At 65.0% G+C, this 24,803-nt stretch carries 25 protein-coding genes and 1 pseudogene; 12 read left to right on the top strand and 14 right to left on the bottom strand.

Features of this window, described 5'->3' with window-relative positions; genetic code table 11:
* Positions 1-10: 10 nt before the first annotated feature.
* The 6 genes and pseudogenes from ABIE56_RS07650 to ABIE56_RS07625 form a co-directional block, all read right to left on the bottom strand.
* Positions 11-778 carry an SDR family oxidoreductase gene (locus ABIE56_RS07650; protein WP_429243214.1) on the bottom strand — a complete coding sequence of 256 codons (768 nt, stop codon included), beginning with the start codon at positions 776-778 and terminating at the stop codon, positions 11-13.
* Positions 779-871: 93 nt separating this feature from the next.
* Positions 872-1,435, bottom strand: coding sequence for an N-acetyltransferase family protein (locus ABIE56_RS07645; protein ID WP_429243213.1), 564 nt, complete (start codon positions 1,433-1,435; stop codon positions 872-874).
* Positions 1,432-1,839, bottom strand: coding sequence for a GNAT family N-acetyltransferase (locus ABIE56_RS07640; RefSeq protein WP_429243373.1), 408 nt, complete (start codon positions 1,837-1,839; stop codon positions 1,432-1,434). Before ABIE56_RS07640 ends, ABIE56_RS07645 begins: the two co-directional genes overlap by 4 nt.
* A 78-nt stretch (positions 1,840-1,917) precedes the next feature.
* Positions 1,918-2,406 (bottom strand): annotated as a pseudogene (locus ABIE56_RS07635) (GNAT family N-acetyltransferase); the annotation flags it as partial.
* A gap of 46 nt (positions 2,407-2,452) precedes the next feature.
* Positions 2,453-3,352 carry a hydroxymethylglutaryl-CoA lyase gene (locus ABIE56_RS07630; RefSeq protein WP_429243212.1) on the bottom strand — a complete coding sequence of 300 codons (900 nt, stop codon included), beginning with the start codon at positions 3,350-3,352 and terminating at the stop codon, positions 2,453-2,455.
* Positions 3,353-3,363: 11 nt separating this feature from the next.
* A complete protein-coding gene (locus ABIE56_RS07625) occupies positions 3,364-5,358 on the bottom strand; it encodes an acetyl/propionyl/methylcrotonyl-CoA carboxylase subunit alpha (RefSeq protein ID WP_429243211.1) in 1,995 nt (664 codons plus the stop codon).
* A gap of 188 nt (positions 5,359-5,546) precedes the next feature.
* Between ABIE56_RS07625 and ABIE56_RS07620 the strand changes: the two genes are divergently transcribed.
* Positions 5,547-6,029, top strand: a complete 483-nt coding sequence (locus ABIE56_RS07620) for an FKBP-type peptidyl-prolyl cis-trans isomerase (RefSeq protein WP_429243210.1) — start codon at positions 5,547-5,549, stop codon at positions 6,027-6,029.
* Between the two features lie 133 nt (positions 6,030-6,162).
* Here ABIE56_RS07620 and ABIE56_RS07615 read toward each other — a convergent pair whose 3' ends face one another.
* Both ABIE56_RS07615 and ABIE56_RS07610 read right to left on the bottom strand, forming a co-directional pair.
* Complete coding sequence (locus tag ABIE56_RS07615) at positions 6,163-7,230, bottom strand: phospholipase A (protein WP_429243209.1); 1,068 nt, start codon at positions 7,228-7,230, stop codon at positions 6,163-6,165.
* A gap of 145 nt (positions 7,231-7,375) precedes the next feature.
* A complete protein-coding gene (locus ABIE56_RS07610; RefSeq protein ID WP_429243208.1) occupies positions 7,376-7,936 on the bottom strand; it encodes a hypothetical protein in 561 nt (186 codons plus the stop codon).
* Positions 7,937-8,050: 114 nt separating this feature from the next.
* Between ABIE56_RS07610 and ABIE56_RS07605 the strand changes: the two genes are divergently transcribed.
* The gene (locus tag ABIE56_RS07605; protein WP_429243207.1) at positions 8,051-9,319 is read left to right on the top strand and encodes a winged helix-turn-helix domain-containing protein; all 1,269 of its coding nucleotides are present in this window, start codon (positions 8,051-8,053) and stop codon (positions 9,317-9,319) included.
* Here ABIE56_RS07605 and ABIE56_RS07600 read toward each other — a convergent pair whose 3' ends face one another.
* The gene (locus tag ABIE56_RS07600) at positions 9,320-9,790 is read right to left on the bottom strand and encodes a hypothetical protein (protein WP_429243206.1); all 471 of its coding nucleotides are present in this window, start codon (positions 9,788-9,790) and stop codon (positions 9,320-9,322) included.
* Positions 9,791-10,131: 341 nt separating this feature from the next.
* Between ABIE56_RS07600 and ABIE56_RS07595 the strand changes: the two genes are divergently transcribed.
* The 5 genes from ABIE56_RS07595 to ABIE56_RS07575 all read left to right on the top strand — a co-directional run bounded on the left by ABIE56_RS07595 (position 10,132) and on the right by ABIE56_RS07575 (position 13,195).
* A complete protein-coding gene (locus ABIE56_RS07595) occupies positions 10,132-10,341 on the top strand; it encodes a cold-shock protein (RefSeq protein ID WP_036111834.1) in 210 nt (69 codons plus the stop codon).
* A 429-nt stretch (positions 10,342-10,770) separates the two neighbouring features.
* Positions 10,771-10,974 (top strand): transcription antiterminator/RNA stability regulator CspE, encoded by a 204-nt coding sequence (cspE, locus tag ABIE56_RS07590; RefSeq protein ID WP_216161052.1) that lies wholly within the window; start codon positions 10,771-10,773, stop codon positions 10,972-10,974.
* A 103-nt stretch (positions 10,975-11,077) separates the two neighbouring features.
* Complete coding sequence (locus tag ABIE56_RS07585; protein ID WP_429243205.1) at positions 11,078-11,929, top strand: alpha/beta hydrolase family protein; 852 nt, start codon at positions 11,078-11,080, stop codon at positions 11,927-11,929.
* Positions 11,930-12,000: 71 nt separating this feature from the next.
* The gene (locus ABIE56_RS07580; RefSeq protein WP_429243204.1) at positions 12,001-12,876 is read left to right on the top strand and encodes a pirin family protein; all 876 of its coding nucleotides are present in this window, start codon (positions 12,001-12,003) and stop codon (positions 12,874-12,876) included.
* A 13-nt stretch (positions 12,877-12,889) separates the two neighbouring features.
* Positions 12,890-13,195 carry an Mpo1-like protein gene (locus tag ABIE56_RS07575; protein WP_429243203.1) on the top strand — a complete coding sequence of 102 codons (306 nt, stop codon included), beginning with the start codon at positions 12,890-12,892 and terminating at the stop codon, positions 13,193-13,195.
* 26 nt (positions 13,196-13,221) lie between these two features.
* Here the strand turns inward: ABIE56_RS07575 and cqsA are convergent, their stop codons facing one another.
* The 4 genes from cqsA to ABIE56_RS07555 form a co-directional block, all read right to left on the bottom strand.
* On the bottom strand, positions 13,222-14,484 hold the full coding sequence (gene cqsA, locus ABIE56_RS07570) for an alpha-hydroxyketone-type quorum-sensing autoinducer synthase (protein ID WP_429243202.1): 1,263 nt from the start codon (positions 14,482-14,484) through the stop codon (positions 13,222-13,224).
* A 283-nt stretch (positions 14,485-14,767) separates the two neighbouring features.
* Positions 14,768-15,805 carry a response regulator gene (locus ABIE56_RS07565; protein ID WP_247428214.1) on the bottom strand — a complete coding sequence of 346 codons (1,038 nt, stop codon included), beginning with the start codon at positions 15,803-15,805 and terminating at the stop codon, positions 14,768-14,770.
* Positions 15,805-17,187 (bottom strand): sensor histidine kinase, encoded by a 1,383-nt coding sequence (locus ABIE56_RS07560; RefSeq protein WP_429243201.1) that lies wholly within the window; start codon positions 17,185-17,187, stop codon positions 15,805-15,807. The genes ABIE56_RS07565 and ABIE56_RS07560 overlap by 1 nt, the downstream gene beginning before the upstream one ends.
* Before the next feature lie 15 nt (positions 17,188-17,202).
* Positions 17,203-17,592, bottom strand: a complete 390-nt coding sequence (locus ABIE56_RS07555) for a cytochrome c (protein WP_429243200.1) — start codon at positions 17,590-17,592, stop codon at positions 17,203-17,205.
* 65 nt (positions 17,593-17,657) lie between these two features.
* Here ABIE56_RS07555 and tcdA point away from each other — a divergent pair, with 65 nt between their 5' ends.
* Positions 17,658-18,476, top strand: coding sequence for a tRNA cyclic N6-threonylcarbamoyladenosine(37) synthase TcdA (tcdA, locus tag ABIE56_RS07550; RefSeq protein WP_429243199.1), 819 nt, complete (start codon positions 17,658-17,660; stop codon positions 18,474-18,476).
* On the opposite strand, the gene ABIE56_RS07545 is transcribed toward tcdA, so the two are convergent.
* Positions 18,473-19,531 (bottom strand): PLP-dependent aminotransferase family protein, encoded by a 1,059-nt coding sequence (locus ABIE56_RS07545; RefSeq protein WP_429243198.1) that lies wholly within the window; start codon positions 19,529-19,531, stop codon positions 18,473-18,475. The genes tcdA and ABIE56_RS07545 overlap by 4 nt on opposite strands.
* Before the next feature lie 20 nt (positions 19,532-19,551).
* Between ABIE56_RS07545 and ABIE56_RS07540 the strand changes: the two genes are divergently transcribed.
* From ABIE56_RS07540 to ABIE56_RS07525, 4 genes are all read left to right on the top strand, one after another.
* Positions 19,552-19,806 (top strand): GIY-YIG nuclease family protein, encoded by a 255-nt coding sequence (locus ABIE56_RS07540; protein WP_429243197.1) that lies wholly within the window; start codon positions 19,552-19,554, stop codon positions 19,804-19,806.
* Between the two features lie 108 nt (positions 19,807-19,914).
* A complete protein-coding gene (locus tag ABIE56_RS07535) occupies positions 19,915-20,772 on the top strand; it encodes a 2OG-Fe(II) oxygenase (protein WP_429243196.1) in 858 nt (285 codons plus the stop codon).
* A gap of 228 nt (positions 20,773-21,000) precedes the next feature.
* A complete protein-coding gene (locus ABIE56_RS07530) occupies positions 21,001-23,100 on the top strand; it encodes a M1 family metallopeptidase (RefSeq protein ID WP_429243195.1) in 2,100 nt (699 codons plus the stop codon).
* 8 nt (positions 23,101-23,108) lie between these two features.
* Positions 23,109-24,005, top strand: a complete 897-nt coding sequence (locus ABIE56_RS07525; protein WP_429243194.1) for a hypothetical protein — start codon at positions 23,109-23,111, stop codon at positions 24,003-24,005.
* The last annotated feature ends 798 nt before the right edge of the window (positions 24,006-24,803 follow it).

Below are 24,803 nucleotides of genomic sequence, written 5' to 3'. Positions count from 1 at the left end.
TGTGGTTGGATTATTTCGGCGCGAGGCGAACGGCGCCGTCCAGGCGGATGGTTTCGCCGTTGACGTAGCGTGCGCCGACAAGGAAGGCGACGAGATCGGCGAACTCTTCCGGCTTGCCCAGGCGCGACGGGAACGGGATGGAGGCGGAGAGCGATTCCTGCACCTGCGGCGGCATGCCATCCACCATCGGGGTCCAGAAGATGCCCGGGGCGATGGTGTTCACGCGGATGCCGAAGCGCGAGAGCTCACGCGCCATCGGCAGGGTCATGCCGACGACACCGCCCTTGGAGGCGGAGTACGCGGCCTGGCCAATCTGGCCTTCGTAGGCAGCCACGGATGCGGTGTTGACGATGAGACCGCGCTCGCCATCTTCACCGGTAGCGTTGGCCTGCATGAGCTGCGCCGCGGCCTTGGCCACATTGAAGCTGCCGACGAGGTTCACCATCACCGTGGTGCTGAAGGTGGAGAGCGGCATAGGGCCTTCCTTGCCCAGCACGCGGCCGGCGCCGAGGATGCCCGCGCAGTTCACGACCAGATTCAGACCACCCATGGCCTGCGCGGCTGCCGCAACATTGGCGACCACGCCTTCTTCGGAGGTGACGTCGGTACGCTGGAAGCTGGCGTTCGGGCCCAGGGCGGCGACGGCGGCGTGGCCTTTCTCTTCATTGACGTCGAAGAGCGCGACCTTGGCGCCGGCGGCGACAAGACGCTGGGCGACGGCGTGGCCGAGACCGGATGCGCCGCCGGTGATAACGGCCCTGACCTGTTCGAGCTGCATGGATACTCCGGGGATAGCGGGGGTAAAGAGGCGCAGTTTAGCCGAGGCAAGCCCACGGGCGGTGCCGCGCCGCCGCAAAAACAGCCGGCGAATTCAGCCCAGCAGGTCGTCCAGCGCGCCGCTTGCGGCCAGGGTGGCGAACGGGATCACGGGCGGCGGCGGGACGGCCGGTTCACTCATGAACTTGCTCCACACGCCCACATCCCACCAGCGGCCCAGCTTGTAGCCGGCCTTCGGCCAGACGCCGGCCGCCGCGAAGCCCATGGCCTCATGCATGGCCACGCTGGTGTCGCCGGGTAGGGTGATCACACCCACCGCCTGATTGATGCCCTGGCGCTGCATGGCATCCAGCAGAACCCCGTAAAGCTTGCGCGCGATGCCGCGACGGCGGGCCTTTTCGTGCACGTAGATGGACGTTTCGGCGATCCAGTCGTAGGCGGCACGCTCGCGGAACCGCCCCGCATATGCATAAGCAATGACTTCGCCATCCTCTTCCCACACCAGCCATGGGTGGTTCTGCATGCGCGTGCGAATGCGCTCGCGCATCACGGCCTCACCTGGCAGTTCAGTCTCAAACGTAATGGCGCTGGTTTCGACGACGGGTGCGTAGATGGCGTGGCACGCAGCAGCGTCGGCTTCGGTGGCGATTCGGATCACAAGGGCTTTTCCATGAAGATGCTTCCGGGACGCGCATGATGATCGCCGAAGGGCGGGCAGCGGCGATAGCCGGAGCGCTCGTAGAGTTCGATCGATTCGGTCTGCGCGGTCCCCGTCTCGAGGCGGACGAGCTTCCCGCCGGTCTTGCGCACCTGCGTTTCCAGGGCTTCCAGCATCTGTTTGCCCAGGCCCATGCCGCGGCACGCCGGGAGCACGTACATGTACTTCAGCTCCACGTAATCGCCGTGATCGAGCCCCGCGCCACAGGCAAGGGGAATGCCGTCGACGCGCGCAGTCATGAAGGTGACGTGCGGGCGCTGCAGGCTTTCGACCGTGACGGCGGGGGATACGGGATGGCGATCCAGGTCCGAAAGGTACCCGTGCAGTTGTTCGATCAGTGCCACTACATCGGTGCGGCCGGGGTCATCGATGGCAAAGGCCAGCGACGGCGGCTTCGGCGCCACGATGAGGTCACCGTCGTTCAGTGCGCGCAGGAAGAAGCGATCGCAGCTGAAGTGGCCGGTGCCACCCATGGGCGCATCGATGCGCGTGAACCCATGGCGCAGGTAGACGGTTTGCGCCGCATCCATGCCGGTGAGGGTTTCGAGGTAGCAGCGCGTGAAGCCCTCCCGCCGCGCGGCATCCAGGCACAGCCGCATCAAACGTGATGCTGCACCCGTGCCACGTGCCTGGGGCAGGAAGTACATCTTGCGCAGTTCACAGGTTTCTTCATCGCCGCCTTCGAGCGGGGCGATGCCCGCACCGCCGACGACCTTGCCATCAATTTCTACGACGAAGTAGGCCTTACGGCCGCCCGAATAGGCCGCCGACATGTGGTCGACCTCGGCATCGTGGATGGCGAAACCGGGGCCGTCGGCACCGAACTCAGGCATGACGGCACGGATGACCGCGGCGACCTGGGCGTCGTCGCGGGGCTCAATGGGGCGAAGGAGGGGGTCTGGGGAGGCCATGGGGGCATGCTGCCATGCCTTAGGTTCCGGCGTCACCGCCCACGCCTCAGGCCGCCGTACGGGCCTTGGTCACCCGGCTGGCGGTGTCCTTGCCCAGCTGCGCGGCCAGCCACGCGCCGGTCTGCACCAGGCGATCCAGGTCCACGCCCGTGCTCATGCCCATGCCGTGCAGCATGTACACCACATCCTCGCTGGCCACGTTGCCGGTGGCGCCCTTGGCATAGGGGCAGCCACCGGTGCCCGAGACCGCGCTATCGACCACGCGCACGCCTTCCTCAAGACAGGCCAGGATGTTGGCCAGGGCCTGGCCGTACGTATCGTGGAAATGCACCGCCAGCGCCGCCATGGGGACCTCGGAAGCCACGGCGCGAAGCATCGCGCGCGCCTTGGCTGGCGTGCCGACGCCGATGGTGTCGCCCAGTGAGATCTCGTGGCAGCCCAGGTCGTGCAGTCGCTTTGCCACGCGCACCACATCGGCCACCGGCACCTCGCCCTGGTAGGGGCAGCCCAGTACCGTCGAGACGTAGCCACGCACGGCGACGCCATCGGCACGCGCGCGTTCCATCACCGGCACGAAGCGGTCGATCGATTCATCGATCGACGCATTGATGTTCTTCTGGCTGAACGCTTCCGATGCCGCGGTAAACACGGCCACTTCGGTCGCGCCCACCTCACGTGCGCGCTCGTAACCCTGCAGGTTCGGCACCAGCACGGGGTAGACCACGCCCGGGGCCTTGCGGATGGCGAGGAATACGTCGGCCGCATCGGCCAGTTGGGGCACCCACTTGGGGCTGACAAAGCTGGTGGCTTCGATGGTCTGCAGGCCGGTTTCAGACAGGCGGTTGATCAGTTCGATCTTCACCGCCGCGGGCAGCATGGCTTTTTCGTTCTGCAGGCCGTCGCGCGGGCCGACTTCAACAATGCGGACATGGTTTGAGGCGTTCATGCGTGCTCCGGTCAGGCCGATTCAGCAAAGCGGACCAGGATGCTGTCGGCATCCACGAAATCGCCTTGCACGGCCGAGATGGATTCGATGCGGCCGGCGCGGGGCGCCTTCAAGGCCAGTTCCATCTTCATCGCTTCCATCACGAGCAGTTCCTGGCCTTCTTCCACGGTATCGCCCGCGGCGGCGCGCACTAGCACGATGCGACCCGGCATGGGCGCGACGACGTGCCGGGCGGTGTCGCCCGCCGCCCCGGCCCAGGCAAACGCCGGCGCGCGTTCAAAGGTCCAGCGCCGGCCATCGGCATCGTGCACGCGTACGCGGGTGCCGGTGGCGACCAGGGGAATACGCCGGGCCTGCTCATCGAAACGAGCCGAGAGCGCATCAGCGCCCAGGCGGGCACCGGTCACGGCGGCCGTTGCATCACCTTCGCGCAGTACGTAATGCCCGGCGTGGCCGTGCGCATCGATTTCATGACGCGTATCGCCCTCCATGAGGGCGACCACCCGCTTGCCCGGGTGGCCCAGGCGCCAGCCATCGGCACCGCCCCACGGTGAATGCGGATCCTGCGCCGGGTTGCTGTGTTCGTTTTCGTCCGCCATCAGCATGGCAATGGCGGCGGCAAAGCGCTCGGTGTCACCTGCCTGGGTATCGCCTGCGAGGAACTCATTGAGGTGGCGATCGAGATAGCCCGTATCGATCCGGCCTTCAACGACCACGGGGTGGCGGATGAGGCGCTCGAGGAAAGCGACGTTGGACTTTGGACCGACGATCTCCGTATGCGCCAGCGCATCGCGCAGGCGCTCGAGCGCATCGGTGCGGTTCTCGCCATACACGATGAGCTTGGCGATCATCGGATCGTAGAAGATGGTGACGGTATCACCTGCCACCACGCCGCCATCCAGGCGCACGTGGCGGGATGGCGCCGGGAGTGTCAAAGACACCAGTTTGCCCGAGCCCGGGAGGAAATGGGCCTCGGGGTCCTCGGCGTACAGGCGCACTTCGATCGCGTGGCCGTGCGCCTTCACCTTGTCCTGCGCCAGCGGCAACGGTTCACCCGATGCCACGCGCAACTGCCACTCCACCAGGTCGAGTCCGAGCGTCTCCTCGGTGACGGGGTGCTCTACCTGGAGGCGCGTGTTCATTTCCATGAAGAAGAACTCGCCATCCTGGCCGACGATGAATTCCACGGTGCCCGCGCCAACGTAGTTCACGGCCCGTGCGGCGGCCACAGCGGCCTCGCCCATGCGCGTACGGCGTGCCTCATCCAGGAACGGGGAGGGCGTTTCTTCCAGCACCTTCTGATAGCGGCGCTGTGCGGAGCACTCGCGTTCGTTGAGGTGGATGATGGTTCCGTGGGTATCGCCGAACACCTGGAATTCGATGTGGCGCGGATGCTCCACGTAACGTTCCAGGATCACGCGGGTATCGCCGAACGCGTTGGCCGCTTCACGCTGGGCCGAGGCCAGCGCCTCTGCGAAGCCCGCGGCATCGCGCACGATGCGCATGCCCTTGCCGCCACCGCCCGAGGCGGCCTTGATCATCAGGGGGAAGCCGGTGCGCTCCGCCTCGGCGGCGAGGCGCGCCGGGTCCTGGTCTTCGCCGTGGTAACCGGGTACCAGGGGCACCGCGTGCTTTTCCATCAGGGCCTTGGCCGCCGCCTTCGAGCCCATGGCATCGATGCTCTCCGGGCGGGGCCCGATGAAGGCGATGCCCGCGGCGGCGCAGGCCCGGGCAAAATCCGTATTTTCTGAAAGGAACCCATAGCCCGGATGGATCGCCTGGGCCCCGGTCTTCTTCGCCACCTCGATGATGGCATCGCCGCGCAGGTACGACTCCGCCGGGCGTGGGCCTCCGATCGGCCAGGCCTCGTCCGCCAGGCGCACGTGCTGGGCATCGGCATCGGCCGTGGAGTACACGGCCACCGTGCGAATGCCCAGGCGGCGGCAGGTCCGGATCACGCGGCAGGCAATTTCGCCGCGGTTGGCGATCAGAATGCAGTCGAACATGGGGCTCCCGGCAACGCGCGGATGGGGTGGGGGAAAACGGGAGAAATTAGCAGATCGAGCCGCCCTGGCGGGTTGCGCCGCAGCATCCGGGGGCGCCCGGATTTGCACCGAAACGGCCTCTCCCCTAGCCTTACGGGGCAGCGAAGGCGAATTCCCCCTTCATCCCCCTTACCCAGAGCGAGAATTTCATGCAGATCGGCAATCGCAACGTTGTTTCCTTTCACTACACGCTGACCGACGACCAGGGCAACGTTATCGACAGCTCGGAAGGTCGCGAGCCGCTCGCCTACATCCACGGCGAAGGCCATATCGTGCCGGGCCTCGAGAAGGCGCTGGAAGGCCGCCAGGCCGGTGACCAGTTCAAGGTGGATGTGGCCCCGGAAGAGGGCTACGGCGTGCGTCACCCGGAGCTGATCCAGGTCGTGCCGAAGGCCGCTTTCCAGGGCGTCGATGACCTGCAGCCGGGCATGCAGTTCCAGGGCCGCAACGACCAGGGTTCGATCAACGTCACGATCTCGAAGATCGAAGGCGATAACGTCACGGTCGACGGCAACCACCCGCTCGCCGGCCAGACCCTGCACTTCGCGGTGGAAATCACCAACGTGCGTGAAGCCAGCGAAGAAGAGCTCTCGCACGGCCATGTGCACGGTGAAGGCGGCCACCACCACTAAGGTGGTGCCGTGATCGCGCGCAGGCGCGCTCCTACACGGTCATGTCGCGGCGATCCGCCGATGGCCTGACACGCTGTTGTAGGAGCGTGCTTGCACGCGAAAAGCCAACGGAGCGGTGACGCCTCGGCCCCGCTCAATACCAGTCAAGCAACGAAACACCCACCCCCAGGTACGTCGCCCGGTGGTTGTAATCGATCAGGCTCTCGCCATACCCGTTGAACACCTCGAGATAACCGCGCAGGTTGTTCACCACCGGGAAGCTCCACGTACCACGTAGCGAGCCATGCGAGCGGTCACCCGTACGGAACGAATGCCGCGCCGTCAGCGCGAATTCGTTGCGGCCCACTTCGTGGACCACCTGGATCTCACCGCGCCCCATGTAATCCTGGATATCGGGGTTGTCATCGTCCTTGCGCGCTTCCGGAATGCGCCACCACGGGCGCAGCATCACCGTCCAACCCTCACGCTCGAAGCCGAAATCGGCCACGACGCGGTTCCAGCTGCGCGAGAGAGGATCCGCGCGGCCGTTCGACTGGTGGTTGATGCCAATGCTGGCCAGGCGGCCGTCCCAGCCCAGGATGCTGTAGTGCGTGCTGAACACCAGCAGCGCCTCCGGCTCGTAGTTCGTTTCGCGGAACGGACGGGAGTTGTCCTTGTTGTAAACCTGCCAGCGCGAGGACTGGGTATAGCCCACCCATAGGTCACCGTTATCACCAAACAGATTCTCGACCGCCTTGGTTTTGAGGCTGATCTGAAACTTCGCTTCAACGTTATCCAGCTCCTGGGGCGTGGATACCGTGTGGTCGGGTGCGGGGCTGTGCGGCGTGTTGTTCTGGTTGGTCGTGCCGAAGAATGGGAGCACGTACGTCGGCTTGTAGCCACGCAGGTTCAGTGTGCCCAGCTTCGATTCCGGTGAGAGTTCCCAGCGGCTATCCAGTAGCGAAAGCGGGCGGGCCACATCCCCTGATTCGCGAGTGGCCAGGTCGACGGAGACCGAGTGCCCCTTGGCGTCTTCCTTCTTGGCGGCCTGCGGCATCTGCGTACGGCCAACGGCCTTGTCGTAGCAAAGCAGGCGCTGCGAGTCGGTTTCGATCGCCGAGCAGGCGCGGATATCCATGGGGCTCGGGTTCTGTGCCAGTGCGGGCACAGCATTCAAAAAGGCGAGCGCGCTGAGCGCGCCCGCGGCGTGGATTCGTTTCATGCGGTGATACTCCTTAGCCGTCCGCCCTGGCGGCAAGCCGGGAGTGTATCCGCCGCAAATGTATGGGGCGCGTGCAAGCGCACGTCCCGTTCAGGAATAGTGGCCGGGAGCGGTGGTGACCGCTCCCGGCCCGTACGCTCGCGCGTTACTGGGTACCCGCGCCCGAATGGGCGACCCACTTGGTGTACTCGGCCTTGCTGATGCGGCCGTCACGGTTGCTATCGGCGTACTGGAAATCGTTTGCCAGCAGCGGGTAGGCCGATGCCTGCTCGGCGGTGATATAGCCCTTGCCGCCCGAAAGCGTCTTGAAGTCCGGCGCCGGGCCGGCGGGCTTCGGTGCAGCCGGGCCGCTGTTGACCTGCACCTGGCCCTGCGGCGTGGCCATGGATGTACCGCTGGTCATGCCTGCGGCACCGTTATCGCCGGGCGCGGGCGGTGCAGGGGGCACGGGCGGGGCGGGCGGCGGGGGCGGCGGAGGCGGTGCACCTGCGGCCGGTGGCGGCATGCCTGCGTTATCGGCGGGCGGCGGCGGGGGCGTTGCTTCGCCCGGTGGCGGGGGCGGCAGCGCTTGCGACGGGTCCGTGGGCAGGGTCTGGCCCGGCGGCGGAGGCGGCGGAGTCTGGTCGGCGGGAGCGGTCTGGGCGAACGCCGTGCCTGCCAGCAGCAGCGAGGCGCCTAAGGCAACGGCGCGTACTTGCATCTTCATCGAAAGCCTCCGTTAAGTAGCGTGGTAGGGCATCACGGGCGTCGCTCGTGACATCGTTGCCGACGCTAGCAAGGGGCGATTTAATGGTGGCCCAACTGCGTAAAGGCCTCCACCGTGGCATCACGCGTATCCGACGAGACCTCGACAGGCAACGTGCTCCGCCTGTCGCACCGATCCGCCCAATTGCTGCACCTGGAGGCCCAGGGTCTGCTGAAGCGAGCCACGCGCAAGGCGCGCAAGGCCGACGTTAGCGCAACGGTGGCGCGTATGGGCATCTTGCAGATCGATACGATCAACGTTGTCGCGCGTAGTCCCTACATGGTGCTGTTTTCCCGCCTGGGCAGTTACCGCAACGAATGGCTGGATGATGCGCTGGCCGATGGGTTGTTGGCTGAAGCGTGGGCCCACGAGGCGTCGTTCGTGCCCACGGGCGAATTTCATTATCACCGTGACTACCGGCTGGGCCGCGCAGGCCATTGGGCCCAGAAGCTCGCTGAGCGCACGCATGCCGAAGCGCGCGCCGACATGGATGCGCTACTTGAGCGCATTCGCAACCAAGGCCCGTTGATGGCATCGGATTTTGAGCGTGACACACCGGCCAGCAAGGGGTGGTGGGGATGGAAACCAGAGAAGAAATGGCTGGAGGCGTGGTTCGCGCTGGGTAAGCTCATGGTGCTTCGCCGCGAACGCTTCCAGCGCGTATACGACTTGGCCGAACGCGTCACCGCGCGCTGGCCACAGTCGCCATCGGAGGGCACACTGGATGAAAACGCGGTGCGCCAGCATTTCATCGCCCGCAGCGTCCAGGCACTGGGCATCGCTCCGGCCCGCTGGATCGCCGACTACTACCGATTGAAGCCACGGGTGACGGATGCCGAACTGGAGCCCTTGCTCGCCCTGGGCACGCTGGTGCGCGTGGCGGTGGATGGGTGGGATGAGCCGGCGTACGTGCATGTGGACCATGCGGGCCTGCTCGAGAAGGCGGCTTCCAACGCGCTGCGCGCCACGCGCACCACGCTGCTTTCGCCGTTCGATCCCGTCGTATGGGACCGCGCCCGTGCGCTTGATCTGTTCGGTTTCGAATACACGATCGAGTGCTACACGCCTGCCGCGAAGCGCCGCTACGGCTACTACGCGCTGCCCATCCTGCACCGGGGTCGCCTCGTGGGGCGGCTTGATGCCAAGGCACACCGTAGCGCCGGCCTGTTCCAGGTCCTGGGTGTGTGGCTGGAAGAGGGGATCACGCTGTCGCCGGCGTTGATCGAGGGTATCGCCGCAGCGATCTGTGAATGCGCGGCATGGCATGGGACGCCGCGCGTTGCCGTGGAGGGTGCGCAACCCAAGGGGCTGCGCACCCAACTCAAGCTGGCCTGTGCCGGCTGATCAGCGCGTGGATGCGGGCGCCGGGGTATCGGCGCACGATTTGCCGTGCAGGGCATCCTTCAGCTGGGTGGCCAGGGATACGCAACGGTTCTGCAGCTGGTCGCGCATATCCGGATCCTGCGACTGGCGCAGCAGGCTTTCGCGCATCATTTCATAGCGAGGCTCGATCTGGTCGCGCGCAAAGATGCCGGCCGCCAGGTGGCAACTCTTGTAGCTGGCCAGGTATTCATCGCACGCGGCAATACCGGTGCTGTTGGGCAGCGGGCCACCCTTGGCAGCCGGCGTGGCTGCCGAGCCGCTCTTCTTCGCCGCCGGTACATTCGTGACGGTGGTGGTAGCGGTCCGGGAGGTTGAGGACGGGGCCGCGGTGACCGTCTGGGTGGTGGTGGGCTTGGGCTTGTTGTCCGAGCAGGCGGCGAGGGCGATGGCGCAGAGGGCCAGCGGGGCAAGTCGGTTCAGGATGGTCTTCATGGTGGTCGGTCCCCCTTTGCGGAGCATGATTCGATGGTGGGCCAAATCGCACCGGGGGGTGCGACGCGACCAACGATTTGCCCGATCACGGGTGAACGTAACGTTATTGCGTTAGTACGAACGGGAAATTAAGGAAAAGCGCTCCATCGCTATTTTCCGCGGGGACAGGTATGATCCGCCCGCTGTGTTTGCCGGGGTCATAGAGTTCCGTTGACCCGATGCCGCTGATCACGGATCTGCCACATCGCTTCGCTCCTCGCGTTTCCTTGCACACCAGTAAGCGGCAACTTTATAAAAAGTTGCTGGTTATTCAATTAGTTATTCCGTTTGGAGTGTTACATATGTCGGATCGTGAAATCGGCACCGTGAAGTGGTTCAACGACGCGAAGGGCTTCGGCTTCATCTCGCGTGAGAACGGCCCGGACGTCTTCGTCCATTTCCGCGCCATCCAGGGCAACGGCTTCAAGTCGCTGGCCGAAGGCGAGAAGGTCTCCTTCAAGGTTGTCAACGGCCAGAAGGGCCTGCAGGCTGAGGAAGTCCAGAAGGCCTAAGCCTTCGGACAACCCGTCTGATTGAAAAAGCCCGGCGAAAGCCGGGCTTTTTTTGTGCTTCGCGTGCGCCAGCGACATCTGCTGCGTCAGGCGTCGTCATCGGCGGGTTCGCAAAGCGAATGAACCGATTCGTAAGCGTGATCGATGGGGAGGGCACCCCAAAACTCCTAGGAAAAGACCCGATTTCGCGTTTCCTTCACGTCTATGTGCGTGATGGGTGTCAAAAAATCGTCCTATGTAGGCATTCCCCTACAGAATCCTCGCCGAATGTGGTTATGATCACTCGTACTGTGTCTGCGCGGTCACGCGAGTGACCCGATGTGCGCGCGTTCGTTGATCACGCTCCATCGCCTCACCCGGTCCTGCATGCCCAGTAAGTCGCCGGCTTTTCGAGCCGGGTTTTCGAGTGCGAGTCTAGAGGTGTGTGTGATGGCAACAGGTACGGTGAAGTGGTTCAACGATGCGAAGGGTTTCGGCTTCATCACCCAGGACGGTGGTGGCCCCGACGTTTTCGTGCATTTCCGTTCCATCCAGGGCAATGGGTTCAAGTCCCTCCAGGAAGGCCAGAAGGTTGAGTACGAAGTGACTCAGGGCCAGAAGGGCCCGCAGGCCGACAACGTCGTGCCGAAGTAAAGCCTTTGCGGCTGGCATCGCCCAGTCTGCCTTTGAAAGAACCTTGGCTCCTCCGGCCCCCTGTCGCCGGAGGAGCCTTTCCACTTATGGGCTTTCGAAACGCATGAGTGAACTTGTCGACGGGACGCGCGCGGCCATGCCGTTGCGCATGGCCGATGGTGCGCGCGCCGACCTGCTGCTGTTCCGACCTGCGGACGCACCACGTGCCGCGTTGCTGTGGGTACCGGCACTTGGCGTGGCGGCTCGTCACTACGAGCCCTTGGCCAGGGCGCTGGCGGGCCTGGGCATTGCAGTAGGCATCCATGAATGGCGCGGCCATGGTTCGAGCGACCAGCGCGCGAGCCGGCGCTGCAACTGGGGATACCGCGTATTGCTGGGTGACGACCTGCCGTCGAGCCTTTCAGCGCTTGCCAAGGCCTTCCCCGGCACGTCCCTGCTGGTCGGTGGGCATAGCCTGGGCGGGCAGTTATCCACGATCCTGGCCTCCATCGGCGATCCGCTCGTGAAGGGGATCGTGCTTGTCGCCAGCGGCTCACCTTACTGGCGGCGCTTCCATCCATGGGTAGGGTTGGCGTATATCGGCGCGCCGGTGCTTGCAAGCATCGTTGGCCGGCTACCGGGGCGCCAGATCGGTTTTGGCGGCAATGAGGCGCGCGGTGTCATCGCCGATTGGGCGCGCAGCGGCCGCACCGGGCGTTATGCCGCAAAGGGCATGGCGGTGGACCTCGATGCCGCCATGCGCCAGCAGAACGCGCCTGTGCTTGCCCTGCGCTTGCGGGATGACTGGCTCGGACCCGAACCGTCCCTGCGCTTTCTCCTCGACAAAATGCCTGATGCGCCCCGAACCATCGATGTGATTGGTCCGGAGGACCTCGCGGGTGCGAAGGCTGACCACTTCGCATGGATGAAGGTACCGGGGCACATCGCAACACGCATTGGCGAGTGGTTGGGCTAGTCCGCGGCGAACGTGCAAGGCGTGCGGCCCCTCATGCGGTACCCTGCGTCCATGTTCAACGGAGCCATGCCATGACCACCGATTTCATCGACGGCAAACAGCGCGATCTGGGCGATGGTTTCAAGGTGCGTCGTATGTTGCCGCACCTGAAAGCCCGCCATGTGGGTCCGTTCGTGTTCTTTGACCAGATGGGCCCCGCCGATTTCGGCGAAGACACCGGCATGGATGTGCGGCCGCATCCACATATCGGCCTGGCGACGGTCACGTGGCTGTTCGATGGTGCGATCCGCCACCGCGACAGCCTGGGCAGCAACGTCGATATCCACCCGGGCGATGTGAACTGGATGACGGCGGGGCGTGGCATTGCACACTCCGAGCGCACGCCGCCCGATGAGCGCCACCATGGCCAGAAACTGCACGGTATCCAGGTGTGGGTCGCGTTGCCGAAGACCCATGAAGAAATGGCGCCGGAGTTCCACCATCATCCCGCAGCGGCGCTGCCCAAAGTGGACGTGGAGGGCGGTCGCCTTGTCGTGATCGCCGGCGATGCCTTTGGCACCGAGTCGCCCGTGCGTGTTTTCGCGCCCATGTTCTTTGTCGAGGCACGGCTCACGGCGGGCGCGCGACTGCCCATGCCCGAGCAGCATGCCGAGTGGGGTGCCTATGTGGTGGAGGGCGCGGCGAGCTTTGGCGGGCTCGAGCTCAACGCTCTCGACATGGCGGTGGCGCATGATGGTGAACCGCCGGTACTCGAGGCGAAGCAGGACTCATTGGTTATGCTCTTTGGCGGTGCGCCGCTCGATGGCGAACGCCACCTCTGGTGGAATTTCGTCGCCAGCTCTCAGGCGCTGATTGAACAGGCCAAGGCCGATTGGACCAACCGCGACGGACGCTTTCCTATCGTGCCCGGCGATGAGCACGAGCGCATTCCCTTACCCACGTACTGACGCGGAGCCTTCCATGGCCACCTTCGCTACGTTTCGCGACTTCTATCCGTTCTACCTCGGTGAGCATGCCGATGTGCGTTGCCGCCGGCTTCATTTCGCCGGCAGCCTGCTGGTCATCGTGGCGATCATGCTGGCCTTCGTCACCGGCCACGCGGCGTGGCTGTGGCTAGCGCCGGTGGGCGGTTACGGGTTCGCATGGATCGGTCACTTCGTGTTCGAGAAGAACCGCCCAGCCACCTTCCAGCATCCGCTTTACAGCCTGATGGGCGACTGGGTGATGTTCTGGGACATCCTGCGCGGGCGCGTCACGCTGCGCTGAAGGCAACGGACGCGCGCCGCGCACGTTCAGGCCACCTCGGCCGCAGCGGCGCGAGCCTCCTCCTTGCGCAGGCGGCGGCTCGCACTCCATTCGGGCAGGTTCATGTCGTCACGTGCATTGCGGCACGCATCCAGCAGGTGCTGTACCGCATGGTCATCCATTCCGGCGTTCAACGTCAGCCGCAGTAGCGAGCGATTCACTGTCGTGGCGGGGGCGCTGAAGACCGAGCCAAACACCCCGTGCTTTTCCATGACATCGCGCACATGGCCGGTAAGAATTTCCTGGCCCGCTTCGAAGGCAATGATTTGCTCCGTACCGTCCCCGATGGGGTAACCCATGGCGGTGAGTTCGCGACGCACGTAACGGGTGACCTCGCGCAGGCGCTGACGTCGCCACGTCTCGGTCTGGATGACCTTGTGCGAGGCCGAGAGCCCCGCCAGTTCGTGCGGCAGTAACGACGAGCTGAAGATTGCCGGCAACGCCTCGCAACCAAAGTAGTCCTTGAACCGCGTGGTGCAGGCGATGAAGCCGGCGCGCGAGCAGTAGGCCTTGGCGAGGCTGGCGGTGATGAAGTGAACACGGTCGTTGAGGCCAAGGCTCGCGACCAGCCCTTCACCGCGCATGCCGTGCGTGCCCAGCGAATGCGATTCATCCACGACGAAGACGCAGCCATGCGCCTCGGAGAGGTCCGCGATATCGCACAGCGGCGCGAGGCTCCCGTTGGTGCTGTACACACTATCCACCACGATGACGCCGGGGCCGTTGCGTAGCAATTGCCGCTCGAGGTGCTGCACATCGTTATGCAGGATGGATACGGCTTTGGCGCCCGCGCTGCGAATGCCCTCCCATAACGACGCGTGCGCCAGCATATCCACGTATACGGGTACACGTTCGCCCGCGATCGATTGGATGAGGCCCACATTGGCGGCGAAGCCCGACTGGGCAAGGATGCCGTCCTCACTCCCGACGGCGCGGGCCAGTTCAGTCTCTGCGCGGTGCAGGGGCTGGTCGGCATCTTGCTGGAACAGCGCCGACATCATCATGCCCAGGCCGCCGGCAGCGAGTGCAGCGCGCTGTGCTTCGACGATCGCAGGATGGCCCGCGATAGCGAGGTAATCGTTGCTCTGCAGCATCAGGTCGTGTGCTGCTGGCTTGCGGCCGCGCAAAATGTGACGACCACCCCAGTCGATGGCAACGCGTTCGCGGTGAAATCGTTCTACGCGACGCTGGACGAACTCGGGCAGCTGCGGGGCTTTGGCAATGGGATGCAGGACGGAAACGTTTTCCATGGGGAGCTCTCTCTCTCGTTGGCTTAAGGACAGGCGATATCCACGGCGCCGTCTCGCGACGACACGCGCACGCCGGCCTCGCCTGGGGCAGGCGCGTAAACGAGAGAGGCATTCCGCGCCGGCCAGAACGGCCTGGGCGCGAGCCCTGCCAAATTGGTGAGAGGGCCGCGCAGGCGGAATGAACTGCCGCAGCGACCACGCCACGAGCATATAGGCATGCGCACCCCTTGGCGCCGGTGGATCCGGCACCTGGGGTGTCAGCGAGAGGCTGTTAGGGTTTGGGTCAGATAAAGCGCGGTCGGCTATCGGCCGAAAGGCTCAGGTCCTGTTCGCGCAGCCAGCTGCGGTACGACTTGACGTGCTGGAGGCGGAAGCGCTCCACGTCATCGATGAGGGCGTAGTAGTACCACTGCTCGCCAGAAACGGCCGTGGCGGGGTACATGTGTGCCTCCGGATTTTCCACGCCCTTGTGGTAGAACCCGTCGCGCGAATTGAACCAGGGCAGCGCCTCGCCGCTGCGCAGGGCTTCCAGCACTGCCGAAGGTGCGCCCAGATCGGATGCGATCTCGTAATGCGTGCGCAGGTCTTCGTCCGTTTGCACCAGCAGGAAGCGGCCGATGCCCCAGGCATCGACAAGCAGCAGGCCGGTCGGGTTGCAATGCACGTAGCATTCCACCGGCTGGAACGTCGCCGTGACGCTCTGCAGGACATCGCGGAAAGCCGGATCGCGCAGGAAACGGAAATTGCCAAGGGCAAGGGTTTCCGCCACGAACGCACTGGCCCGCTCGAAGTACCGCCGCTGCAATTCCACGATCGCGGTCTGCAGCTTCTCTATCGCCAGGGGATCGTTCTTGCGGATGAAGCGGTCGATCACCCCGGAATTGAACGCGTCGATCGCCGTGGCATCGTCCGCGCGGCCGGTCAGCAGGATCTTGCCAATATGCGGATTCGGCAAGCGCTTGCAAAACGTGATGCCATCCATTTCGGGCATGGCCTGGTCCACGACGACGACCGAGATCTCGGCGAATCGCTCAGGGTCGTAAACCACGCGGTGGATGGAATCGATGTCCAGTGCCACAAGTTCTTGCGTTTCCGATGGCCGATCCTTCCAGCGGTACAGCCAGCCGCCGCCGGGCACAGGGCGGCTGCCGTTGTTGCCCAGTGTGGCCAGCGCGCTGCGCGGGGAACTGAACGTGCGTACCCGGACCATGGGGTCGAGCAGCAACGGGACGACATCGAGGTATTCCTCGTGGTCATCCACGAGCACCGTGGTCGTCGGGAAATGGAAGGGCTGGATATCGCCCTGCGAGTTCAGCGTCATCACTGCCGGACCCCGGCCTCCGTAATCGGGAACGTGAGAGTGAATTCCGTGAATTCACCCAGATTGGTGCGGCATACGATGCCTCCGCCCATATGCTCCATCGCCGCGCGACAAAAAGCGAGACCTATCCCAAGGCCCGTGATGTTGCCCGTACCCGCGCTATCGCTCGAATACGAATAAAAACGATTGAAAATACGGGGAAGTACGTCGGGTGGTATGCCGGGGCCGGTGTCGTGGACCCGGACGTGATTGCCGTTTTCGCCTGCTTCTATATACACCTTGATCTCGCCTTTGCCGGCCCGATCGGTATGAAACAGGGCGTTACGCAACAAATTGAAGAGAATATGGACCACCAGGGTCTCTTCGCCCAGCAGGGGGAAATCCCCCGTGGCCGACAGGGTAATGCGTTCACGCTCGGCCCGGGAGCCGTACGGGAACCGGCGCAGGGCCTGTTCCACGCAATCGCGGGCGCCTAGAAGGGTCAGCGGTACCTCGCCGATGGGCCGGGCCGACAGCAGCAGCATGTCGATGATGGTATTGGCGTAGGTGACCTCGCGCTCCATGACGCCGATGCTGCGCTCCAGGGCGTGCAGGTTCTGGGTCCGCATTTCAGGTACGGCCAGGCCCTCGCTTTCGGCCAGGCGGTGGCTGCGGATCAGGTCGGGCATATAGCGGGCCACCGCGCGGGCGGCGATGCGCAGGGAGCCAAGCGGGGTGCGCAGCTCGTGGGCAATATTGTTGGAGGTGGCGGTCAGCGCGTCGATCCGGCTCTGTTCGGCCATGTTCGACGAAACGGTGCACGTGGCGCCACCCACGATGCCGAACAGCAGCAGCGGGACGTATTCAAGCATGGTCTGGCCATGGAGCACGGCGCCGGGGGAAAGGGCGAAGGCCAGGGCCGCCAGCAGGCTACCGGTCGTGAATACCAGGAGGAAGCTCACGATGTCGAACAGCATCATGAGCAGCATCACGCAGGCCATGTGGGTCATCAGCCAGGGCGGCGTGGCGTTGCGCAAGGTCATGTAGCCCACGAAGAAAGGCATGGCCACGGTCATGGCGAAATACCAGTACGTGGGCAAGTAGGCCCGCAGGCGGCGCGGCCACCAGGGCAACAGGGCGAGCGGAATGAACGTGGCGCTGCACGCCAGCCGCATGGGCAGGTTTTCGTAGGGCTGCGGGAACAGGTAAGCCCACACCGGGTAGTAGACCGCCAGCGAGAAGCTGCCGACCACGCCGATGGCCACCATTTTGGGCTGCGAGTAGCGAGTACGCAGCCACATGGTGGTTTCGAACCGCGCCAGGGCCCGGAGCAACAGCCACAGCTGCAGTTTCAGGTAAGGCTGGCGCGGCGGGGGCTGGTCGTCCGGCGAGGGCATGGCCATGGGTCGTGCGTCGCCTTAGCGGTACTGCTGGTGGCAGGCCGAACAGGCGTCGCCCACCGGCTTGAGCGCAGCGGCCAGGGCCTCGCAGGTGGCCGGTTGCGCGCCCACGGCCCCATCCAGGGCGGCAGCGAGCTTGCCCGCGGCGTGGCCAAAACCCTGGTCGGTGCCCGGGAACGCCTCGCCGATATCACCGGCCTCCTGGCGGAGCCGCCCCAGCCGGAACGCGGAGGCCTTGGCATCGCACTGGTTCGCCCGCACGTTGGCCCGGAGCGCGCCCATGTGGTGCTGCATGACGGCCATGACCCCATCGTGGAACGGCGTGCCCTGGCGCAGGGCCGAGATCGCGAACGTGGCGCCCAGCGCGCCTATGGCAAGGCCCAGCACGACAAGGAGCAGCGCGCGCATTGGTTTTCCATGGCTTAGCGAGGCCGTCAGCATAGCCGACGGGCCTGTTGTTTCAATATGAGATAATGCACACACAATTTCACCCAGAGACCCACGTGAGCACGGCCCAGGCCGAACGTTTCGCCGGCATCGAGCGGCTTTATGGCCGCGGCACCCTGGACCGCCTCGCCCACGCGCACGTCTGCGTCATCGGCATTGGTGGCGTGGGTTCGTGGGCTGCCGAAGCGCTGGCGCGAAGCGGCATTGGCCGGCTTACGCTTATTGACGGCGATGACGTCTGCCTGTCGAACACGAACCGCCAGCTGCATGCCCTCGATGGCCAATATGGCAAGCCGAAGGTCGGCGTAATCGCCGAACGTGCACATGCGATCAACCCTACCGTCCGGCTCGAGGCCATGGAGCAGTTCCTCACCCCGTCATCGCTGGATGAGCTGCTGGATCGCAACTACGATGTGGTGATCGACGCCTGCGACGCGCTGAAAGTGAAGCTGGAGACGATCGTGTGGTGCCGGCGGCGCAAGGTGCCACTGGTGACCGTGGGCTCCGCCGGCGGGCGCACCGATCCGACCCAGGTGCGGGTGCGCGACCTGTCGCGCACGGAGCATGACGCCATGCTCAGCATGATCCGCAAGCGGCTTAGGCAGGAGCACAACTTCCCGCGCAACCCCGATCGCTTCTTCGGCGTCTCGGCGGTGTACTCCTTGCAGAACGTGCAGTATCCGCAGGCCGACGGCAGCGTGTGCGGCGTGCGGCCGCCCGGTAGCGATGCGCTCAAGCTGGATTGTGGTGGCGGCCTCGGCGCCGCGACGCATGTGACGGGCGCATTCGCCTTCGCCGCCGTAGGCAAGGCGCTCGAAAAGCTAACCGCAGCGAAGAAGGCCTAAAGCACGCTGGCCAGGGTCGCGAGGCCCTGTTCCAGGCGGCCCGGTCCTTCTTCGGCGCCCAGGCAGATGCGCAGGCCACGCCCGACCCCTCCCTCGGCATTGAATGGCACCGGGGGTGTCACCAGCACGCCGGCGGCGCGCGCACGCTCGTAAACGGCATCGGCATCATCCCGCGGTAGCCAGGCATGCATGCCCCCGTTGGTCCGCAGGCCTTCGCCCAGGATCTCCCGAGCCAGCAGGTTGCGGTCGCGCATGGACGAGGCGAGGGTGCCCAGCAGGCCATCGGCGGTGCCATCCGCCATCCAGCCCGCGACGATGGCCGGCAGGAAGGGTGCCAGGCCGTCGGTGGCCAACTGCAGCGCTTCGGTAAGGCGGTGGTGAGAGCCGTCATCCGGCGCGAGCAGCCAGCCGATCCTCAAGCCTGGGCCGAGCACCTTGCCCATGCCGCCGGCGTGCAGTACGCGCTCAGGTGCCAGTTCCGCCAGGGACGGGAGCGTGTCGGTGCCCTGCCAGCCGAGGGCGGCATACACATCACCCTCGATCAGGGTGAGGTCCAGCCGTCGGGCCAGTTCGACAATGGCCTCGCGCCGCCGCAGTGACATGGTGGCGGTGGTTGGGTTGTGCAGTGTCGGTTGCACATAGGCCGTCCGGGCACCCGTACGGTGGACCGCATCTTCCAGCGCGTCCGGGCGCATGCCTTCCGCATCCACCGCGACCGCCGCCGGCCTTACGCCATGGGCGAGCACGCCGAGACGAAAGCCGTGGAAGGTGAGCTCTTCCATCAGCAACGTATCACCCGGAGCACAGGTTTCTTCCAGCGCCAGGACCAGTGCGTGGCGCGCGCCGATAGTCAGCAGCAGGCGGCGCGGGTCCACTGCGTTAAACCCGCTGTGCCGTCGCATCCAGCCAGCGATGGCCTCGCGAACGGCCAAGCCCCCGGCAGGTGTCGGATAGGCAAGGAGCCCGTCGTCCAGCGGGAAGCTGGCGAGCGCCTCACGCAGGCGGGCAACCGGCGCGGCACGGAGGGGAAGATTGACGGCGAGGTCGTAGCTCATCAGGGCATTATGCTGTGTGTATGTGGTACGTCTATCTGATCGAATGCCGGAACGGCAGCTGGTATGCCGGCATCACCAATGACCTCGAGGCGCGCTATGCCGCGCACGCGGCGGGCAAGGGTGCGCGCTACACCCGCGCCAACCCGCCCGTGAAGCTGCTTGGCGCCCGACCTTTCCCGGATCGCTCCGCGGCCTCGCGTGCCGAGCACGAGATTAAGCGCCTGCCCAAGGCAAAAAAGCTGGCATGGCTGGGGAGTCAGTCGGGCAGCGAATAGGTAAGGTCGCCCGCAGGGGCGCCGTCCGCCCCGATCTCGATGCTGAACCATAAACGAGGCACGGATGATGGACTGCATGGAACCCCCCGGTCGATGCACAATGGCGCCATGCAAGCACGCCGACATACAAAGATTACGCCGGATTGGCATCGCTGGATCGGCGAGGCATTGGCAGGTGGCAATGCCCCCGCCGACCTTCTGGCCACCATGAAGGAGCACCAGTTCGACGAGCGGGCGGCGCGCGATGCCATCGCGGATGCTGTTTTTGGAGGAACGGCACCGCCCTCCGCAGCTGAAGCCGGCGCCCACGCGTTCAGCAGCCGCCTCGCGCCCGGCCACGTCATTCGCACGCCCGACCGGGACATCCGTGTGCTGGTGCGCGTCGCACGCCCCACCATCGCCGTACTCGATAACGTGCTCGACGACGCGGAATGCGCTGGCATGATCGCCATGGCCCGCTCGCGCCTGGCCCGCTCGGCGGTCGTGGCGCCCGATTCGGGTAGCAACACCGTCATGGATATTCGTACCAGCGAGGGCGCGTATTTCCACCGCGCCGAGAACGAGCTGGTGCAGCGCATCGATGCCCGTACGGCGGCGATCATGCAGCTAACCGAGGAACACGGCGAAGGCCTCCAGGTCATGCGCTACGGCGTGGGCGGCGAGTACATGCCCCACTTCGACTACTTCGCGCCCGACCAGAAGGGCAGTGCGCCGCACATTGCGACGGGCGGCCAGCGCGTTTCCACGCTCATCATGTACCTGGATAACGTGGAGGCGGGCGGTGAAACGATCTTCCCGCGCATCGACTTCAGTTACGTGCCGCGGAAGGGCCAGGGCCTGTACTTTGAATATGCCGCGGCGGATGGATCGCTCGATCCGCTGTCGCTCCATGGTGGGGCGCCGGTGCTCAAGGGCGAGAAATGGATCGTCACCAAATGGATGCGCGAACGCGAATTCGCCGGCTGAGGCTTGACGGCTACCCGTGACCTCTGGCCTATATCGGGCCTGTGATGCGTCCAGCAATCTCGCTGGATTCAAGGGGAGGGTGGAAGCATGCGCCGCGAGGCAGCCAGGGTCGTACGTCTTGTCATAGCGGGCGCGTTTTCTTGCGCCACCGCCGCCTGGGCCCAGAGCCCTCCGGCTCCCACCGTACCGCCGCCGGTCCCTGCCGCCGCTAGTTCGGTTCCCGCTCCCGTGGTTCCCAGCGAGATTCCGTTCGCGTCGCCGCATGCCGCTTTCGTACGCACGCCGAGTGCGCCAACAGCATGGGGCGGCCCGCGCACCGGTAGCGAGGCCACGCTATCCGATCGGGTGGTCTCCTACCGGATCCAGGCGAAGCTCGATCCGGAAAAGCACACGGTCGATGGCCAGCAGCAGCTGACCTGGCGCAACCGCAGCGATCGTCCCGTATCCGCCGTGTTCCTTCACCTCTACCTCAATGCGTTCGAGGGTGAAGGGAGCACGTTCTTCTCCGAGCGGCAGGTGCTTGCGCCGGATGGCGGCTCCCGCGGCGTGGGCAAGACCAAGAAGGGCGAGTGGGGTTATATCGACCTGCAGCATGTGGAGCAGGACGGCGCCACGCTGAAATGGACCTTCGTCCACCCGGATAAGGGCCCGTCGACCGATCACACCGTGGTGCGGGTGGACCTGGCCCAGCCGGTGCCGGCGGGCGGCAGCGTCACGCTGGACATGGCGTTCCACAGCCAGTTGCCCCGCGTGATCGAGCGAACGGGTTACGTGGGCAAGTTCCACCTGGTGGCGCAGTGGTTCCCGAAGATCGGCGTGCTCGAGCTGCCGGGCGAGCGTGGGGCAACGGAGCCACGCTGGAACGTCCACGAATTCCATTTCAACAGCGAGTTCTACGCCGACTTCGGCGAGTTCGATGTGCACATGACCGTGCCCAAGGCCTACACCGTAGCCGCCGTGGGCGAGCAGCAGGGCGACCCGGTGCCGGAGGGTAACGACCTTACCTGGCACTTCACCCAGGCCGACGTGCATGACTTTGCATGGATGGCGGCACCCGACTTCAAGACCATTGAAACCACGTGGAACGGCCCAGGCAGCCCCACCGTCAAGGTCAAGGTGCTTTACCCGGCCGAATACGAGGTGGATGCGAAACCGGTGTTGAAGGCCACTACCGATTCGCTTACTTATTTCTCGGACACGCTGGGCCCCTATCCGTACAAGACGGTTACCGGGGTGATCCCGCCGTTCAATGCCAGCGAAGCCGGCGGCATGGAATATCCGACGTTCTTCACTGCGGATAACGCGAAGGACCTGAAACCGAAGACGCTCTCGGAATGGCTCATCGATTTCGTGACCATCCATGAATTCGGCCACGGCTACTTCTATGGCCTGCTTGCCTCCAATGAATTCGAAGAGCCCATGCTGGATGAGGGCCTGAACGAATACTGGGACGAGCGCATGCTGCGCGAGCGCAAGCAGGATGTTTACCTCACCAAACCGATCTGGCAGTTCTTCGGCGTAGAGCCCCCGATCAATGTGTTCGCCCTGGAACGCATGATGGCGACGCTGGCCCACCCGGGTGATCCACTGGGCCAGAATGCCTGGGATCGCCTGTCGAGCGCGCAGTACGGCACGGTCTATTCGCGCACCGCGACCGCCATGCACGATCTTGAGGAACGCCTCGGCAAGGATGTGACGGAGAAGGCCTTCCGCCAGTACTACGCGACCTGGCACTTCCGCCATCCGGGCATCGGCGACCTGCAGGCCACGCTGGCCGAGGTATCGGGTAAGCCGGAGGTCGTGGCGCAGGTGTTCGAGCAATACGTCTATGGCACCGACCGCATAGATGACCAGGTGAAGGCCATCAGCAGCGAAGAGGTTCTCCCGCTGGCCGGTACCTCGGTGAAGGATGGCAAGCGCGTCGAATTGTCGAGCGAAGACAACGACGATGCGATCGACAAGCAGCGCGATGCGTGGGAGAAGGCGCACCCCGATGCCAAGCCGGGCACCGGTCCGTTCCCGTATCGCACGATCGTGACTGTCTGGCGCGATGGCGCGCCGGTGCCGCAGGTGCTGAAGGTGACCTTCGCCGATGATTCGGTGGAGACGGTGCGCTGGGATGACCAGCGGCGCTGGGCGCGCTTCGAATTCACCAAACCGGTGAAGGCGAAATCGGCCGAACTGGATCCCGAACAGAAGATCTACCTCGACAGCAACAAGCTCAACGACAGCCGCACGGTCGACGCGAACCACGCCGCGACGCGCCGCTGGACGTCAGACTTCGCCGCCCTGTTCCAGGGCATCTACAGCCTGCTGGTGACCCTATGAACGGCCAAGTGAAACGCTCTGCTATCGCTGCACTCGGCGCCGGCGCGCTCGGCGGCTTGCAGTGGCGCGTGATGCTGCTGTGGATCCTGTTTACCTTGTTGCCCACGCTGGTGGTGGCGCTGCCTTTCTGGAGCCTGCTTGATGGCATGCTGGGCTACAGCGTGCATGCGGAGCGCTATGCCAGTCATTTCGATGGCTTGATGTTTGCCGACGTGATGGCGGGCCTTCGCGACAACCGCTGGACTGGGATGGCGTTCTTTGCCGGCGTGCTGGTGACGCTGGCGATCTCGCCTTTCCTCACTGGCATGGTCGTCGCCGGGGGGCGGGCGGGCAGGGCATTGAGCTTTGGCGCTCTGCTGCAAGGTGGCGCCACGGAGTATGGCCGCATGTTGCGGTTGCTTATCCTGTCGCTGGTGCCTTACATCCTGTTCGGGCTGGCGGCCCATGGCCTGTCGTCACTCGCGTCCGATAAGGGCGATGCGGCATTCCTGGAATCGGATGCGGACCTGTGGGCTAACGTGGCGCTGGGCGCGACGTTGCTGGTATTCGTGATCGTGCAGTGCATCGTCGAGTCGGCGCGCGCAGCTTACATTGCGGATGTGACGCTGCGTTCGGCGTTCCGTGCGTTGGGCCGTGGCTTCATGCAGTTCCTGCGCCGCCCGTTCGCGACGTTGCTGGTGTATCTGGTGATCACGCTGGTGGGCGGCATCCTGGCGGTGCTGATTGCGTCGTGGCGCGGGCATACGACGGCGGCGGGCAGCGGTACCTTGGTGGCGTTCTTGATTGTGCAGGTGGGGGTGATCGTGGTGGCGTGGATGCGTACGGCACGCTTGCTGGCGCTATCACGCCTGGCTAACGTAAACCCGCACCGCCGCCGCCGCACGGATTTCGCCCCGGCGCTTTAGTGCCGCGGTGATCCGTAAGGGCGAGGGCTCGCCTTCGGCATCGCGTTGGGGGGCTCGGCTGCGCCATCGCTTTGTACACTTGGGCCGTGAGGCAGCGAGCCTTCGGCGCCCACCCTCGCTGCTCAGACAGGTCTCCAGCGTTCGCAAAGGATGCCGCTACGCGGCCATGTACCTATGTGGCCTACGGCCGCGAACCGGGTGCCGTGAGGGGCTTTTCGACGAGACATCCGTGTCTCGTCAAAAAGGCTTGGCCCTCCATGGCCAAGCCCCCTGCGGGGCTATTCCCTCCCGTCCCCCTCGCCTCCGAAACTCGCCTCGAGGGTGGGCGCCGAAGTCTCGTTTGATGACTGAGGTGAGTGGGCCGGAGAGCGAGGGTGAGGCTCGATGCAACATCGCGCCAGCCGCCACGCGCCCCTGTGTAGGAGCCCACCCTGTGAGCGACAACTCTCGCCTCACCGCAACAGGACCTGTGGCGTGCTCGCGACAAGATGTCGCCCACAGGATGGGCTCCTACAACAAGCGGGGTATCGCATGGCCTCAAGCGGAAGCGTCCACCGGCGCGGCGTGATGACACCGTTAGCGGGAGGGCTGCGCCTCGCGACTCGGCGGCGCGCGCGTCGACGCCAGGCCTACCGGCTCTCCCACCAACCCAACCTCATGAATGAAAAGAGCCCTCGGTGCCCACCCTCGAGGCGAGTTTCGTAGGCGAGGGTGACGGACGGGAACAGCCGCCGCAGGCGGGAGCGGGCATGGATGCCCGCTCGTTTTTGATCGAGGCACGGAGGCCGAGTCGAAAAC

The sequence above is a fragment of the Luteibacter sp. 621 genome, assembly GCF_050435445.1.
In the GTDB taxonomy this organism is placed as follows: Bacteria; Pseudomonadota; Gammaproteobacteria; order Xanthomonadales; family Rhodanobacteraceae; genus Luteibacter.
Note: the sequence above shows the minus strand (reverse complement) of the source record. Positions and strands in the feature narration are given on the sequence as shown.

Coding starts and splice junctions, on each gene's coding strand:
- ABIE56_RS07585 (WP_429243205.1), top strand. CDS start 11,078: ATGAGTGAACTTGTCGACGGGACGCGCGCGGCCATGCCGTTGCGCATG.
- ABIE56_RS07555 (WP_429243200.1), bottom strand. CDS start 17,592: ATGCGCGCGCTGCTCCTTGTCGTGCTGGGCCTTGCCATAGGCGCGCTG.
- ABIE56_RS07650 (WP_429243214.1), bottom strand. CDS start 778: ATGCAGCTCGAACAGGTCAGGGCCGTTATCACCGGCGGCGCATCCGGT.
- ABIE56_RS07625 (WP_429243211.1), bottom strand. CDS start 5,358: ATGTTCGACTGCATTCTGATCGCCAACCGCGGCGAAATTGCCTGCCGC.
- ABIE56_RS07540 (WP_429243197.1), top strand. CDS start 19,552: ATGTGGTACGTCTATCTGATCGAATGCCGGAACGGCAGCTGGTATGCC.
- ABIE56_RS07595 (WP_036111834.1), top strand. CDS start 10,132: ATGTCGGATCGTGAAATCGGCACCGTGAAGTGGTTCAACGACGCGAAG.
- ABIE56_RS07535 (WP_429243196.1), top strand. CDS start 19,915: ATGCAAGCACGCCGACATACAAAGATTACGCCGGATTGGCATCGCTGG.
- ABIE56_RS07575 (WP_429243203.1), top strand. CDS start 12,890: ATGGCCACCTTCGCTACGTTTCGCGACTTCTATCCGTTCTACCTCGGT.
- cqsA (WP_429243202.1), bottom strand. CDS start 14,484: ATGGAAAACGTTTCCGTCCTGCATCCCATTGCCAAAGCCCCGCAGCTG.
- ABIE56_RS07565 (WP_247428214.1), bottom strand. CDS start 15,805: ATGACGCTGAACTCGCAGGGCGATATCCAGCCCTTCCATTTCCCGACG.
- tcdA (WP_429243199.1), top strand. CDS start 17,658: ATGCACACACAATTTCACCCAGAGACCCACGTGAGCACGGCCCAGGCC.
- ABIE56_RS07560 (WP_429243201.1), bottom strand. CDS start 17,187: ATGGCCATGCCCTCGCCGGACGACCAGCCCCCGCCGCGCCAGCCTTAC.
- ABIE56_RS07580 (WP_429243204.1), top strand. CDS start 12,001: ATGACCACCGATTTCATCGACGGCAAACAGCGCGATCTGGGCGATGGT.
- ABIE56_RS07600 (WP_429243206.1), bottom strand. CDS start 9,790: ATGAAGACCATCCTGAACCGACTTGCCCCGCTGGCCCTCTGCGCCATC.
- ABIE56_RS07610 (WP_429243208.1), bottom strand. CDS start 7,936: ATGAAGATGCAAGTACGCGCCGTTGCCTTAGGCGCCTCGCTGCTGCTG.
- ABIE56_RS07630 (WP_429243212.1), bottom strand. CDS start 3,352: ATGAACGCCTCAAACCATGTCCGCATTGTTGAAGTCGGCCCGCGCGAC.
- ABIE56_RS07545 (WP_429243198.1), bottom strand. CDS start 19,531: ATGAGCTACGACCTCGCCGTCAATCTTCCCCTCCGTGCCGCGCCGGTT.
- ABIE56_RS07620 (WP_429243210.1), top strand. CDS start 5,547: ATGCAGATCGGCAATCGCAACGTTGTTTCCTTTCACTACACGCTGACC.
- ABIE56_RS07615 (WP_429243209.1), bottom strand. CDS start 7,230: ATGAAACGAATCCACGCCGCGGGCGCGCTCAGCGCGCTCGCCTTTTTG.
- cspE (WP_216161052.1), top strand. CDS start 10,771: ATGGCAACAGGTACGGTGAAGTGGTTCAACGATGCGAAGGGTTTCGGC.